The sequence below is a fragment of the Streptomyces sp. NPDC058246 genome (assembly GCF_042881985.1).
Taxonomy (GTDB): domain Bacteria; phylum Actinomycetota; class Actinomycetes; order Streptomycetales; family Streptomycetaceae; genus Streptomyces.
This window is the reverse complement of record NZ_JBHVWZ010000014.1, coordinates 160,172-174,016: the sequence shown is the minus strand read 5'-3', so window position 1 is coordinate 174,016 and position 13,845 is coordinate 160,172. Positions and strand designations below refer to the sequence as shown.

The 13,845-nt window shown below is 70.7% G+C and carries 9 protein-coding genes; 4 read left to right on the top strand and 5 right to left on the bottom strand.

Features of this window, described 5'->3' with window-relative positions:
• Positions 1–99 precede the first annotated feature (99 nt).
• Together ACFVXA_RS21895 and ACFVXA_RS21890 are read right to left on the bottom strand one after the other, a co-directional pair.
• Positions 100–3,417, bottom strand: coding sequence for a S8 family serine peptidase (locus ACFVXA_RS21895; RefSeq protein WP_390026089.1), 3,318 nt, complete (start codon positions 3,415–3,417; stop codon positions 100–102).
• 245 nt (positions 3,418–3,662) lie between these two features.
• A complete protein-coding gene (locus ACFVXA_RS21890; RefSeq protein WP_362018096.1) occupies positions 3,663–4,199 on the bottom strand; it encodes a CGNR zinc finger domain-containing protein in 537 nt (178 codons plus the stop codon).
• Positions 4,200–4,323: 124 nt separating this feature from the next.
• On the opposite strand from ACFVXA_RS21890, the gene ACFVXA_RS21885 reads away from it, so the two are divergent.
• The 4 genes from ACFVXA_RS21885 (at position 4,324) to ACFVXA_RS21870 (ending at position 8,924) form a co-directional block, all read left to right on the top strand.
• On the top strand, positions 4,324–4,767 hold the full coding sequence (locus ACFVXA_RS21885; RefSeq protein WP_390026087.1) for a VOC family protein: 444 nt from the start codon (positions 4,324–4,326) through the stop codon (positions 4,765–4,767).
• Between the two features lie 9 nt (positions 4,768–4,776).
• Entirely contained in the window at positions 4,777–5,685 is a 909-nt protein-coding gene (locus ACFVXA_RS21880; RefSeq protein WP_389512908.1) for a pyridoxamine 5'-phosphate oxidase family protein, read from the top strand.
• 210 nt (positions 5,686–5,895) lie between these two features.
• Entirely contained in the window at positions 5,896–7,677 is a 1,782-nt protein-coding gene (locus tag ACFVXA_RS21875; protein ID WP_390026084.1) for a TIGR03767 family metallophosphoesterase, read from the top strand.
• Positions 7,678–7,769: 92 nt separating this feature from the next.
• On the top strand, positions 7,770–8,924 hold the full coding sequence (locus ACFVXA_RS21870; RefSeq protein WP_390026082.1) for a serine hydrolase domain-containing protein: 1,155 nt from the start codon (positions 7,770–7,772) through the stop codon (positions 8,922–8,924).
• Positions 8,925–8,985: 61 nt separating this feature from the next.
• Here the strand turns inward: ACFVXA_RS21870 and ACFVXA_RS21865 are convergent, their stop codons facing one another.
• From ACFVXA_RS21865 to pepN, 3 genes are all read right to left on the bottom strand, one after another.
• Positions 8,986–9,552 (bottom strand): cysteine hydrolase family protein, encoded by a 567-nt coding sequence (locus ACFVXA_RS21865; RefSeq protein WP_390026080.1) that lies wholly within the window; start codon positions 9,550–9,552, stop codon positions 8,986–8,988.
• Positions 9,553–9,716: 164 nt separating this feature from the next.
• A complete protein-coding gene (locus ACFVXA_RS21860) occupies positions 9,717–10,769 on the bottom strand; it encodes a hypothetical protein (RefSeq protein WP_390026077.1) in 1,053 nt (350 codons plus the stop codon).
• A gap of 355 nt (positions 10,770–11,124) precedes the next feature.
• Positions 11,125–13,713: an aminopeptidase N gene (gene pepN / locus ACFVXA_RS21855; protein WP_390026075.1), complete on the bottom strand. Its 2,589-nt coding sequence runs from the start codon at positions 13,711–13,713 to the stop codon at positions 11,125–11,127.
• Positions 13,714–13,845: the final 132 nt, after the last annotated feature.

The following is a 13,845-nucleotide window of genomic DNA, read 5'->3' as shown; positions in this document are numbered from 1 at the left end:
CGAGCAGCAGTGAGCCCCACCCGGTGCCGGCAGCTATGAGAAGGGGCGGGCGCCCGTCGTGACAACGGACGCCCGCCCCGGATCCACCTCAGCCGAGTGCTACGGCGTGACCTTCTCGATCTTCACGCTGCCGAGGCCCGCGACCGTGCCGCGCGCGTTCACCAGCTGGACCTGACCGAAGAACTCGCGCCCCGCGGGCGCCGCGGCCGCGGCGGTGACCGTGCCGGACACCGTCGCCGAGTCGCCCGTGCCGAGCTTCACCGGCGTGGACCCGTCGACCGCGACCGTGCCGAGCGCGGACGAGAAGAACACGTCCTGGTAGTCGTACGCGGTCGAGCCCGACGGGACCGAGTAGCCCGCGACCTCGATGGTGTACGTCCCGGCGGCGGGCGAGGCGATGGAGACGGCCTCCTCGGAGTCGCCGTCCGCGGACGACCCGACGACGGTCCCGGCGGCGTTCTTCACCGTCAGGTCGAGGTCGGCGGCCGTGTCGGAGACGTTGCCGATGGAGACGTTGAGGGCCGTGGCGCCCGCGGGCACCTCGACCGTGGTCGTCTGCGTCGCGCCGTCCGCGATGGTCGGCCGCGCGTTCAGCGAGGAGCCGAGCGGGCCGCCCTTCAGGGTGCCCTCCAGCGCGGCGTAGTTGTTCGTGACCTTCCAGGAGGCGGTGGCCGGGGTGCCGACCTTGGCCTCGGGGACGGTCACGACGGCCGGGTCGAAGGCCGCGCCGAGCACGGAGACGTCCAGCTTGTACGGGTTGTCGAGCAGCGGAGACGTACGGCGCGACTCGACCTCGATCTCCCAGACGCCGGCCTGCGGGTCCGCGTACGAGCGCACGTCGGGCTTGCAGCCGTTGCCGTCGAGGTAGTTCGGGTAGCAGTACGGCGTGCCGGTGTTGTCGACCGGAACGCCGTACGGGTGGATCGCGATGAAGCGGGTCTGGCTCTTGTCCTTCAGCCCGCCGATCGCGACCTCCAGGGACTTGGCGCCCTCGGGGACCGTGACGAAGTACGAGGTGCTGCTGTTGCGCTGCACCGAACCCGACGCGGAGTAGGTGTACTTGACCGGGGCCGAGACGACCACCGTCGACAGGATCTGCTTGTCGACGCCCTCGGTCTTCGGGTCGTCGACCTCGAGGATCGCGCTCTTGAGACCGGCGGACTTCGGGGCGGCCTGGACCTTGACGGTCACCGGCTGGTTCAGCGGGAGCTTGACCTCGTCCGAGCCGACGATCTCGAAGGTGCCGGCCGCGTTGTTCTCGAAGTAAAGCTCGTGGCGGATCGCCCGGTCGGCGCCGGACGTACGCGTGATCGTGATGTCGTACGTCTTCTTGCCGCCGGCCTTGAGGCCGCCCTCGCGGTCGTACAGGCCCGTGCCGAAGCCCGGCGTCTTCAGGGCGTAGTCGATCGCGGTGTCCACCGGAGCCTTGACGGTGTAGTCGTGGGCGGTGGCGCCGTCCTTGATGGAGTCCCAGGCGTCCACGATGTTGATGAGGCCCGCGCCCTCCTCGTACGCCTGCACACCCTTGATGTGGTCGGCGGTCGAGGTCAGTGCCGTGCGCAGGGTCGCCGGGGTGAGGTCGATGCCCTTCTGCTTGGCGGCGGACAGGAGCAGCGCGGAGGCGCCCGCGGCCTGCGGGGACGCCATCGACGTGCCCTGGAGCATCGAGTAACCGGCGGGCAGCGAGTAGCCCGCCTCGGCGACCGGGGAGCCCGGCAGCCAGGTCTGCGTGGAGTTGATGGAGGCGCCGGGCGCGGTCAGCGTCGGCGTGAAGCCGCCGTCCTCACGCGGGCCGCGCGAGGAGAAGGGCAGCAGCGCGTACTTCTTCTCCACCTGCGAGCCGTAGTTGGCGGCCCAGGTCTCCTTGGAGATGGACGCGCCGACCGAGATGACCTTGTCGGCAAGACCGGGGTCGCCGATGGTGTTGGCGCCGGGACCGGAGTTGCCCGCGGAGATCACCAACTGGACACCGTAGGTGTCGATGAGACGCGTGTAGAGCTCGGAGCGCGCGTTGTTGCCGTCGTTGAGCGCGGGCAGACCGCCGATGGACATGTTGACGATGTCGACGCCACGGTTGGCGACGAGGTCGATCATGCCCTCGGTGAGCGCGACGTTGGTGCAGCCGCCGGTCCAGGTGCAGGCGCGGGACGAGACGATCTTCGCGCCGGGGGCCGCGCCGTTCATCTTGCCGCCGAACAGGCCGTTCGCCGAGGTGATGCCCGCGACGTGGGTGCCGTGCTCGGACTCGATGACGCCGATGTTGACGAAGTCGGCCTTCTTGCCGACCCAGGACCCGCCGTAGGGGTCCATCGGGACGTCCTTGCGGATCTCCACGACGAACGGCTGCCGCTCGACGACGTCGGTCGAGGGGTTGTCGGTACCGAAGTAGCCGATCTGGTAGCCGTCCTTGTACGGCTTCATCGGCGTGTCGTCGGTGAAGTCGTTGTTGTTGTTCAGGTCGACCGTGACCGTGCCCGCCGCGGCGTCGTAGAGCACGCCCCACGCGTCGGTGGTGTCACCGTCCCGGTTCGCGTCGCCCTTGGCGTCGCCGCCCGTGGTCGCGGACTCCCGGAAGGTGCTGATCTCGTAAGAGCCCGCCTTCGCCGTCCACGTCTTGCCGCTGTAGGTGAAGGTGGGGCCGGACACCGGGGTGATCATCGGGCGCCAGGTGGCGTCGCCGTCCACGATCGGGTCGGTGGACGTGACCCAGTCGACGATCTTGCGCTCGCCGGTGGTGGTCTTCTGCAGCGCGGGGTGGCCCAGGTCGACACCGGAGTCGAGGATGCCGATGGTGACGCCCCGGCCGTCCGCCTTCGGGTGGTCCTTCACGAAGTCGACGGCGCCCGTCTCGAAGGACGGGTTGTACGGGTTCTCGGCGGGGGTGCTCTTGGACGGGGCGGAGTACGTGGCCGTCGAAGTGGCCTGCTCCTTGGCGCCCTTGGCGGTGTCGGCGCTCGGCGTCGGGTCGTCGAGCGCGATCTCCTGGCGCAGGTCGATCCCGTGCACCGAGGACAGCTTCGCGGCGGCGGCGATGGCCGAGTCGGCCCGGCCGGTGGGGACGGTGGCCCGGACGTAACCGAGCTTGTCGTAGGTGCGGCCCACGGAGCCGCCCTTGACCGCGTCCAGCTCCTTGGCGACCTGCTCGGTCTGGCCCGGAGCGGTGGCGATCATCATCGTGACGTTCTTGTCGCCGTTGGCCTTGGCCTCGGCGAGAAGGTCGGCGTCGGACGAGCCGAGCTTGGCGGCGGCGGACTTGGTGCCGGGGTCGGCCGCCGGGGCGTCCGTGCCGGCGTTCGCGGAGAAGGCCATGGGTATCGGCCCGGCCGCGGAGAGCGCGGCCACCAGGCCCGCGGCCACGGCTATGCGGGCCACGCGTCTCGCGCCCGATATCGGGGCGCGCTGAGGGTCGGAGGTCATCTGCATCCCTTGTAGGTAAAGGAACGAGCGCGGAGCGACCGGGCCCCGACGGTCGTACGGGGTCTGGTCGCATCAGTCCGGTATGTGAACCCGGATGACCGCTCAGCTTTACCTAAGGGGCAGTTGTTTGGGGAGAGTTGACCGAGGCGGGATGGAGTCATGGCGTACTTCCGCCATGCGTCACGCCGGTGATAGCGCGCTATGGAGGGAGATGTCAGACGGTAGGGGTATCCCTTTTTGTCGACTTAACTCTCTTTCGTGCGCGCGTAGTGGCGGGACGCCTTCGCCCGGTTACCGCATGCCGCCATCGAGCACCAGCGGCGGGTGCCGTTCCGCGAGGTGTCGAAGAAGTGCAGGATGCAGGAGCCGTGGGCGCAGCGGCGGATGCGGTCCGGAGCGGTGTCCAGCAGCTGCAGGAAGTCGCGCGCGGCAAGCCAGGCCGGCCCCCAGCTCGGGTCGTCGAACTCGACGCTCTCACCGGGTCCTTGGGCGGTGAGCGTCATGCGGACCCGCCCGTGCGCGAGGACGGCGTCGACGCGGCCCGCCCCCTCCTCCAGAGACCCGTCGACGACGGCGCGCAGTGCGTCACGGGCCTGCAGCGCGTGCCGCAGGGTCGCGTCGTCGGCCGGAAGGCCGAGTCCGTTCGCGGCAAGCCACACCGCCAGCCCCTCGGTGTCCGTGAGGAGGTCCTGCACCACTCCCTCGCGGTTCCAGCGGGTGTTGAGCAGGTCGAGCGAGACCGGCTCACCGGTGAGCGGACGCGGGTCGAGGGCGGTGGGCATGGTGGGGCTCCCTTCACGACTAACCGCTCAAGATTACGTGACCGGTTGCACTCGTCCACTCTAACCTTTAATGTCGGCTACAAGGGTTAGCCCTCCTGGGGCGCCACCGACAGAGGGGACTGCCATGCCACCGCGTACCGGCCACATCGGTCTGAACGTCACGGACCTCGACCGCTCGCTCGCCTTCTATCGAGACGCCCTCGGCTTCGGGGTCATCGGCGAGGGCAAGGAGGAGGAGCGCCGGTACGCGTTCCTGGGGGAGGGCGGCACCCCGGTGCTCACGCTCTGGCAGCAGGCGCGGGGGGCGTACGACAGCGGCCGTGCCGGCCTGCACCACCTCGCCCTGGAAGTGGACTCGATCGACCGGGTCAGGGAGTACGAGAGGGCCCTGCGCGCCTACGGTGTCGACTTCGCGTACGAGGGTGTGGTCGCCCACCGCGAGGGCTCGGCGTCCGGCGGCATCTTCTTCCACGACCCGGACGGCACGCGCCTGGAGATCTACACGCGGAGCGGCGCCGAGGACGCGCCGGTGCCGTCCGCCTCGGCGCCGACCTGCGGCTTCTTCTAGGGAGCGGTCATGACGTATCACTCGGGTTCGCGCGCCGTGCAGGACCGGGTCGGCGTCCGCGACCTCGCCGATCACGTGGGGCAGGCCATCGGACAGGGCATCCGACCGGTGGCCGCCGCCTTCCTCGAACTTCAGCCGATGCTGGTCGTCGGCGCCGCCGACCCGGACAGCGGCGCGGTCTGGGCCTCGCTGCTCACCGGGAAACCCGGCTTCGTACGGGCCACGGGGCCGCGCCAGATCTCGGTCACGGGCGGGGCCGCGCCCGGCGACCCCCTCGTGCCCGCGCTCGCCGCCGCCGGTACCCCCGTCGGCACCCTCGCGCTCGACCCGCGCACCCGCCGCCGTATGCGCCTCAACGGGCGGGCCCGCCCCACACCCCGCGGATTCGCGGTCGACGCCGACCAGGTCTTCTCCAACTGTCCGAAGTACCTGCAGAAGAGGGAGTCGTACGAGACGGCCGAGCGCACGCCGGGCACCGCGCGGCGCGGCGTCGAACTCTCCGGAGCGCAAGGGAAATTCATCGAGTCGGCCGACACGTTCTTCCTCGCCACCGTGCACGCGCACGGGGCCGACGCGAGTCATCGGGGCGGCAACCCCGGCTTCGTACGCGTCGATTCGCCGCGCGAGCTGAGCTGGCGGGACTATCCGGGCAACTCCATGTTCCTGACCCTCGGCAACCTGGCGGCCGACCCACGGACCGGGCTGCTCTTCCCGGACTGGGAATCCGGTGCGGTGCTCCAGCTCACGGGCACGGCTCGCACGGAGTTCACCGAGGACGGGGAGCGGACCGTCCGCTTCGCCCTCACGGAGGTCATCGAGACGCCCGCGGCCAGTCCGCTGCGCTGGTCGGCGCCCGAGTACTCGCCGGCCAACCCGTCACCGGACGCCGGGGAACAGGTTCACTACCCCGGAAAATGAACAGGGAGTGACCGCCTCCCGGCCGTTCGGGGAGGGGCCGGGGACGCGCAGGGTGGTCCAAGATCGACGTACGGTGATCGGCGCTGCCCGTTGCTGCTCAGTTAACGCGCAGGTCATTCCCGGTGCCAACGATCCAGTGTGAGCGGGGAGTTCGCGACGCGAGCGCCCCGTGACCACTGCCGACGCGTTCGCACTCGGGGAGACCGCGCCATGTCGCGCATACGCTCTGTCGCCACTGCCGCTGCCATGAACCGCCGTACGCTGCTCGCCGCCACCGGGGCGGTGTCCCTCTCCGCGGGGATCGGTCTGGCCCTGCGGCCCGGTACGGCCGCACACGCCGCGGCCGGTCACGCCGGCCAGGCGCCGGTCGCCGATTCCCTCGCGCACGCCAAGGCCCAGTCGGGCGCGCCGGCCCCCGCCAGGCCGGCTCCGTACACCCGTGGCACCACTCTGAGCGGCGTCGCCACCCCGCGCTCCGGCTCCACCGGGTACCGGCGGCTCGGCGACGGCCCCGGCTGGAAGCGGGTCGTCCGCAGCGAGCTGGCCTCGGCCAAGTCCGGCCGGGCGGAGCGGCGTACCGCGCTCGCCGCCTTCGTGCAGCTCACCGACCTGCACCTGATCGACGCCCAGCACCCGCTGCGGCTGGAGTTCCTGCGCGCCCAGAACAAGAGCGCCTGGCGTCCGCAGGAGACCCTGACCGTCGCGGGCGCCGTCTCGCTCGTCGAGCGGGTCAACTCACTGCGGGGAGCCCCCGTCACCGGCTCCCCGCTGCACTTCGTCATGACCACCGGGGACAACACGGACAACAACTCCAAGACGGAGCTGGACTGGTTCCTGAAGGTCATGAGCGGCGGCCGGATCAGCCCCAACAGCGGGGACCCGCGCCACTACGAGGGCGTGCAGGCGAGCGGCCTCAAGGCGTACTGGCAGCCCGACGCGGCCCTGCGCGACGCCGACAAACAGCTTGGCTTCCCGCGGATCGAGGGCTTCCTCGCGGCGGCGATCCGCGAGCTGCGCAGCCCCGGCCTGAACCTGCCCTGGTACTCCACGGTCGGCAACCACGACGCGCTGCCGCTCGGCTGCTACGGCTCGCGCGGCGACTCCTACCTCACCGACTTCGCGGTCGGCGGCAAGAAGCTGATGTCCCTGCCGTCGGCGGAGTGCACCGCCCTGGCCAAGAGCATCAAGGACGGCAGCAGCCCGAAGGGCACGGAGTTCCGCGACCTGCTCAAGGCGCACGCCCGCCAGATGCGCTCGGTCACGCCCGACGAGAACCGCGCCCCCTTCACCCCCGCCGACTACCTCCGCGCGCATCTCGACCCGGCGCACACGGGACCGGGTCCCATCGGCCACGGTTACTCCTCCGCGAACCTCGCCGCGGGCACCCAGTACTACACGTTCCGGATCGCCGAGGACGTCATCGGTGTCAGCCTCGACACCACCGATCCCGGCGGTCACTACGAGGGCTCCATCGGCACGGCCCAGCTGCGCTGGCTGGAGAAGACGGTGCGCGAGAACAAGGACTCGTACATCGTCGTCTTCAGCCATCACACCAGCAAGACGATGCGCAACACCCACGCCGACCCGGGCCACCCCTCCGAGAAGCGGCACGGCGGGGGCGAGGTCGTCGCCCTCCTCGCGAGCTTCAGCAACGTGCTGGCCTGGGTGAACGGCCACACCCACAAGAACGAGATCATCCCGCACGCCGCCCCCGGCAACCGCTCCTTCTGGGAGATCTGCACCGCCTCGCACGTCGACTTCCCCCAGCTGGCCCGCGTGATCGAGCTGGTGGACAACAAGGACGGCACGCTCTCCCTCTTCACCACCCTCATCGAGTCCTCGGCCCCGCACGCGACGGACTTCTCCGACCTCACCCAGACCGGCCTCGCGGCCCTCTACCGCGAACTCTCCTTCAACGCCCCCGGCGCCCGCACGGACCTCTCGGGCGCGACCCGGGACCGCAACACGGAGCTCCTCCTCAAGAAGGGCTGAAACCCGCTCAACCGGCACCTGGGCAGGCAACCTTCCCGTGCGCCCGCCGAGTCCCTCCACCCGACCAGGTTGGTTCGGTGAAGGGGGAAGACATGTCAGTGCGTACGGGACGGGTGGGTCGTACGGGACTGGTGGCGGCGACCGCGGTGGCGGTGACCGCGGCTCTGGCGGGTCCCGCGATGGCGGCGCCCGCCAGGGGCGACCACAGCGGGACCCGGGCGGCGATGGACGCCGCCGTGCGGGACGGCGTGCCGGGCGTGACGGCCACGGCGAAGGACGGGCACGGCACCTGGTCCGCCACGTCGGGAGTGGGCGATCTGCGGACGAAGGCGCCCCGCTCCACGGCGGACCGCTACCGCGTCGGCAGCACCACCAAGACCTTCGTCTCCACGGTGCTGCTCCAACTGGAGGCGGAGGGACGGCTCTCCCTGGACGACACGGTGGACGAGTGGCTCCCGGGCGTGGTCCGGGGCCACGGCAACGACGGCCGCCGGATCACCGTCCGCCAACTCCTCAACCACACCAGCGGTATCTACAACTACACGGCGGACGAGGACTTCGGCCGTACGTACTTCCTGAAGGACGGCTTCCTCCAGCACCGCTACGACACGAAGACCCCGGAGCAGCTGGTCCAGATCGCCATGTCCCACACACCGGACTTCGCCCCGGGCACCTCGTGGAACTACTCGAACACGAACTACGTCCTCGCCGGCATGGTGATCGCCAAGGTCACGGGCCACTCGTACGCGGCGGAGATCCGTGATCGCATCATCGAGCCCCTGGGCCTGCGCGGCACGTCGGTCCCCGGTACGAAGGTCACCGTCCCGCAGCCCAGCAGCCGCGCGTACTCGAAGCTGGCCGAGACGGCGACCGGTCCGTCGTACGACGTCACGAAACTCAACCCGTCCCTGGCGTCCTCGGCGGGCGAGATGATCTCCGACTCCCGTGACCTGAACCGCTTCTACACGGCGCTGCTGACCGGCGAGCTGCTCCCGCGCAAGCAGCTCAAGGAGATGAAGACCACCGTCAAGGTCGACGTCGCCCCGAACATCGGCTACGGCCTCGGCCTGATCGACAGCAAGCTGAGCTGCGGGGTCCACGTCTGGGGCCACGACGGCGGCATTCACGGCTCCACGTCGTCCGCCGTCACCACGGCCGACGGCCGCCACTCCCTCGCCTTCAACTTCAACGCTGACTGGTCGGGGGCCGGCGACGCGGTGATCGAGGCGGAGTTCTGCGGCAAGTAGGCCCGGACTCCAGGCGGCAGCCTCCGACGGGCCAGCCCCCGACGGGTCAGTCCCCGACGGGTCAGTCCGTGTCGGCCGTCGCGAACGTGACGTCCTCCGTGTCGACGGTGCCCCCGCGGCGCCCGGGGGCGCTCTGCCACTTCCAGTAGAGGTTGGTGTGGGCGATCACCTGGGCCGGAGTCGGGGCGCCGTACGCGGTGAGGTCCTCCGTGGTGTGGGCGTCGCCGACCAGGGTCACGTCATAGCCCCGGGTGAGGGCCCCGTGGAGGGTGGAGCGGATGCACGCGTCGGTCTGGGCGCCGGTGACGACGAGCCGGCCCACGCCGCGCTCGGCGAGCAGCGTCTCCAGCTCGGTGTCCTCGAACGAGTCGCCGTAGAGCTTGTGGACGAGGGGCTCGGTGTCACGGCGGACCAGCTCCGGCACGTACTGCCAGCTGTGGCTGCCCCGCTTCAGGCCGTCGTCGGAGTGCTGCACCCAGATCACGGGCACGTCTTCGGCGCGGGCCTTGTCGGCGAGGGTGTTGATGTTCGCGATCACGCCGTCGCGGTTGTGGGAGCCGTCCACCACCCCGTTCTGCACGTCGATGACGAGCAGCGCGGTGTTCGGCCGGTCGGGCAGGGTCGTCATGGGCCCCTCCTGTCGTCGAGGATCTCCGGGAATTCCGTCTCGGGCCCACAGTAGAGCGGGGCACTGACAACGCTCCTTCGAAGCGGCCCGGCGCATGGGAAGGGGCCCGCGCGGCGTGCTCGCGGACCCCTTCCCTCCCCTCCTGATACCGACCCGGTCCGTCACTACCGGGGCAGCACCACGACATACGCCGCCGGATCGCGGTCGTTCGAGGCCATCAGCGCGGTGCGGACCACCGTGGCCTGCTGCCCCATCGCCTCGCGGAGCTTCTTCGGGGTGATGTGGACGACGGTGATGCCCAGGCGTTCCAGGTGTTCGCGCTTGCGGGCGTACTCCGACCAGAGGGCGTCCTCGTCCTGGCGGGGAGCCCGGGTGTCCAGCTCGACCGCCACTGCCTGCTCCGGCCAGTACGCGTCCAGGCCGCCCAGGTGGGGGCCGCCCGGCAGGCGCAGGTCCACGTTCCAGACCGGGTCGGGCAGGCCGTGTTCGCGGACCATCCGGTAGAGGCGGTCCTCGGCGATGGCCCGGCCCTCGGCGAGCAGCGAGTCCACCGCGTCCACCACATGGGGTCGGCTCAGCAGCCGTGCCTGCGTCAACTCCCTGACGACCGCGGCCGGTTCGCAGTGGCCGCCCCGTACCGCCTCCGTCAGCAGCCGGCGTACGGCGCCCGCGTCGGCCAGCTCCGCGACCGCGTCGGCGAGGGCGCGGGGGACGGGGGCGACCGGGACACCGGTGACGTACGCGGGGTCCGGCAGGGACGACGTGCGGACGATGCGGGCACAGCCGGTCGAGCGGAGGCGGCGCAGGCGCGGTACCAAGACGTCGATCTTGTCCAGGGAGAGCAGGGGCGGCGCCGAGGAGAAGCCGTGCAGGGTCAGCGCCGCCAGGCCGGTGAGCAGGGCGTCCGCGTACGGCTGGGGAGCGTGCGGTTCCTCGGCGCCCGGCTGGGTCGGGATGGCGGTCGCCGGGCCGGCCACGGGGGAGCGGGCGGCGTACAGCAGGACCGCGTGCAGGCGTTCCTCGGAGGTGGGCGGGCCGGGGTGCAGCAGGAAGACGCCCGGGAGGATCTGCTGCCAGGGGCCGCCCGGCCGGCACTGCTCGTTCGTGTCGGCGGCGGTCACGCCGTGGGCGCGCAGCTGGGCGGTGGTCAGAACGCGCCGCTGCACGTCGGACAGGTGGCGGAGGGGGCGGGGGGAGAGCGGGGTGTTGTGGTTCATGAACCGGGGTTTCCCGCGCCCGGTCCGCCCTCTAACCGCTGTTACACGCCCGTCGACAAATCCGGACAAGCCCGTCCTAAAGTACGGGCGTTCGACTGCCGAAAGGCCCTGGTCCGGACGGGGAGTAATAGGGGTTACGGCTCTGAATACCTGTATTTCGTAACCACCCCGTGCATCGGATTACCCGTCACACCGAAGAGGGCGCCGGTTCGTCGCACCGACGGGGGCGCCGGTTCGTCGCACCGAAGAGGGCGCTGGTTCGGCACGGCGAAGGGGGCGCCGCTTCCGGCCGGCGCCCCCTTGGTCACTTGGTCACTTGGTCACGTGGTCACGTGGTCACGATCAGGCCGTGCGCTCAGCCCGCCGCCACGTCGCAGGCCTGCCCCCGCAGCGCCCGGGCCAGGTCGTCGCGCGCCTCCAGCACCAGGCGGCGCAGCGCCGGGGCCGCGTCCTCGTGCGCCGTCAGCCACTCGTCCGTCGCGTCCAGGGTCTCCTGCGAGTCCTGGAGAGACGGGAACAGCCCCTTCACCACGTCCATGCCGATCTGGATGGACCGCTCCGCCCAGATCCGCTCGATCGCGGCGAAGTACTTCGCGGCGTACGGCGTGAGCAGCTCGCGCTGGGACGGCTGCGTGAACCCGGCGATCGTCGCCTCGACCAGCGCGTTGGACAGCGCGTCGGACTCGACCACGGACGCCCAGGCCTGCGCCTTGACCGCCGCCGAGGGGCGGGCGGCGAGGCAGCGGACCTGGTGGCGCTTGCCGGACGCCGTGTCGTCGCGGGCGAGTTCGGCCGCGAGCGTGGACTCGTCGGCGACGCCGTGCGCGGCGAGCGGCTCCAGGAACGCCCAGCGCAGTTCCTGGTCGACCTCCAGGCCGTCGATCTTCGCCGTACCCTCCAACAGGCCCTGCAACAGCTGGAGATCGGCCTCGCTCGACGCGACGGCGGCGAGGAAGCGGGCCCAGGTGAGCTGGTGCTGGCTGCCCGGCTCGGCGAGCCGCAGCTCCCGCAGCGCGCCCTCGGCGAGCAGCCGGCCGCCCTCCGCGCGCCAGTCGGGCGCCGCGTAGTGCGTGAGCGCCGAGGTGGCCCAGGCGTGCAGCATCTGGAGCACACCGATGTCGGACTCGCGCCCGGCGAAACGCAGCACCAGGCCGATGAAGTCACGGGCCGGCATGAGCGCGTCCCGCGTGAGGTTCCACAGCGCGGACCAGCACAGGGCGCGCGCCAGCGGGTCGGTGATCTCGCCGAGTCGCTCCCGCAGCGTGGCCAGCGAGCCCTCGTCGAAACGGATCTTGCAGTACGTCAGATCGTCGTCGTTGACGAGGACGAGCTCGGGGGCGTCCGCGCCGACCAGCTCGGCGACGATCGTACGGGGGCCGTCGACGTCGACCTCGGCGCGCGCGTACCGCTCCACGGTGCCTTCGGGCGAGCGTCGGTACAGACCCACCGCCACCCGGTGCGGGCGCAGTTCGGGGTGCGACTCCGGGGCATCCTGGAGGATCGCCAGCTCGGTGACGCGCCCCTCGGGGCTGAGAATCACCTGCGGGGTGAGGGAGTTGACCCCGGCGGTCTGCAGCCAGGACCGCGCCCAGGCGGCCATGTCCCGCCCGCTGGTCTCCTCGAGGACCGACAGGAGATCCCCGAGGCGCGTGTTCCCGTAGGCGTTCCGCTTGAAGTAGCGGCGGGCGCCCTCCAGGAACGCGTCCTGCCCGACGTACGCCACCAGCTGCTTCAGTACGGAAGCGCCCTTGGCGTAGGTGATGCCGTCGAAGTTGAGCTTGGCGTCCTGGAGGTCACGGATGTCGGCCGTGACCGGATGGGTGGAGGGCAGCTGGTCCGCGCGGTACGCCCACGCCTTGCGGCGGTTGGCGAAGGTGATCCAGCCGTCCTCGAAGCGGGTCGCGCCGACCAGCGAGAACGCGCCCATGAAGTCGGCGAACGACTCCTTGAGCCACAGGTCGTCCCACCACTCCATGGTGACCAGGTCGCCGAACCACATGTGCGCCATCTCGTGCAGGACGACGTTCGCCCGGCCCTCGTACGACGCCTGGGTCACCTTGCCGCGGAAGATGAACTCCTCGCGGAAGGTGACGAGTCCCGGGTTCTCCATCGCGCCGAGGTTGTACTCGGGCACGAACGCCTGGTCGTACTTGCCGAACGGGTACGGGTAGTCGAAGTGGTCGTGGAAGAAGTCCAGCCCCTGCTTGGTCACCAGGAACACGTCGTCGGAGTCGAAGTGGGGTGCCAGGCCCTTGCGGCACATCGCGCCGAGGGGGATCTCCAGCGTCGTACCGTCGTCGAAGGTGCGGGAGTAGGAGTCGGTCACGTAGTGGTACGGGCCCGCCGCGACCGCCGTGATGTACGTCGAGATCGGCTTCGTCTCGGCGAACCGCCACACCCCGTCGCTGAGCTCACCGGCGCCGTTGCTCCAGACGGTCCAGCCCTCCGGCGCGCGCACCTCGAAGCGGAAAGGTGCCTTGAGATCCGGCTGCTCGAAGTTGGCGAAGACGCGCCGGGAGTCCGCGGGCTCGTACTGCGTGTACAGGTACACCTCGCCGTCCTCGGGGTCGACGAAGCGGTGCATGCCCTCGCCGGTACGGGAGTAGGCGCACTGGGCGTCGACCACGAGCTCGTTCTCGGCGGCCAGGTCCTCGAGGCGGATCCGGGATCCGTCGAACACCTCGCCCGGGTCGAGGTCCTTTCCGTTCAGCGAGACGGCGGTCACGCTCGGCGCGATCAGGTCGGCGAAGCTGGTGGCGCCGGGCTCGGCGCAGCGGAAGCGGAGGGTGGTGACCGAGCGGAAGGTGCGCGGCGCGTCGACGGACCCCTCGGGCTCCGTGTCCCCGACGGCGGAGCGCAGGTCGAGGGAGACCTCGTAGCTGTCGACGGAGAGCAGGGCGGCCCGCTCCCGGGCCTCGTCGCGGGACAGATTCTCACCGGGCACGGACGGCACTCCCTCTGCTGGTGTTCGGCATGCGGACAGGGCCGATCCTGCCATGTGCCCCTGACACCGGGCACCCGGGAATGGGGTGCGGGGCGGTCGGTGTTGCCTGAGGAAACGGCCGTATTCCTAGGA

Coding starts and splice junctions, on each gene's coding strand:
- ACFVXA_RS21895 (WP_390026089.1), bottom strand. CDS start 3,417: ATGACCTCCGACCCTCAGCGCGCCCCGATATCGGGCGCGAGACGCGTG.
- ACFVXA_RS21890 (WP_362018096.1), bottom strand. CDS start 4,199: ATGCCCACCGCCCTCGACCCGCGTCCGCTCACCGGTGAGCCGGTCTCG.
- ACFVXA_RS21885 (WP_390026087.1), top strand. CDS start 4,324: ATGCCACCGCGTACCGGCCACATCGGTCTGAACGTCACGGACCTCGAC.
- ACFVXA_RS21880 (WP_389512908.1), top strand. CDS start 4,777: ATGACGTATCACTCGGGTTCGCGCGCCGTGCAGGACCGGGTCGGCGTC.
- ACFVXA_RS21875 (WP_390026084.1), top strand. CDS start 5,896: ATGTCGCGCATACGCTCTGTCGCCACTGCCGCTGCCATGAACCGCCGT.
- ACFVXA_RS21870 (WP_390026082.1), top strand. CDS start 7,770: ATGTCAGTGCGTACGGGACGGGTGGGTCGTACGGGACTGGTGGCGGCG.
- ACFVXA_RS21865 (WP_390026080.1), bottom strand. CDS start 9,552: ATGACGACCCTGCCCGACCGGCCGAACACCGCGCTGCTCGTCATCGAC.
- ACFVXA_RS21860 (WP_390026077.1), bottom strand. CDS start 10,769: ATGAACCACAACACCCCGCTCTCCCCCCGCCCCCTCCGCCACCTGTCC.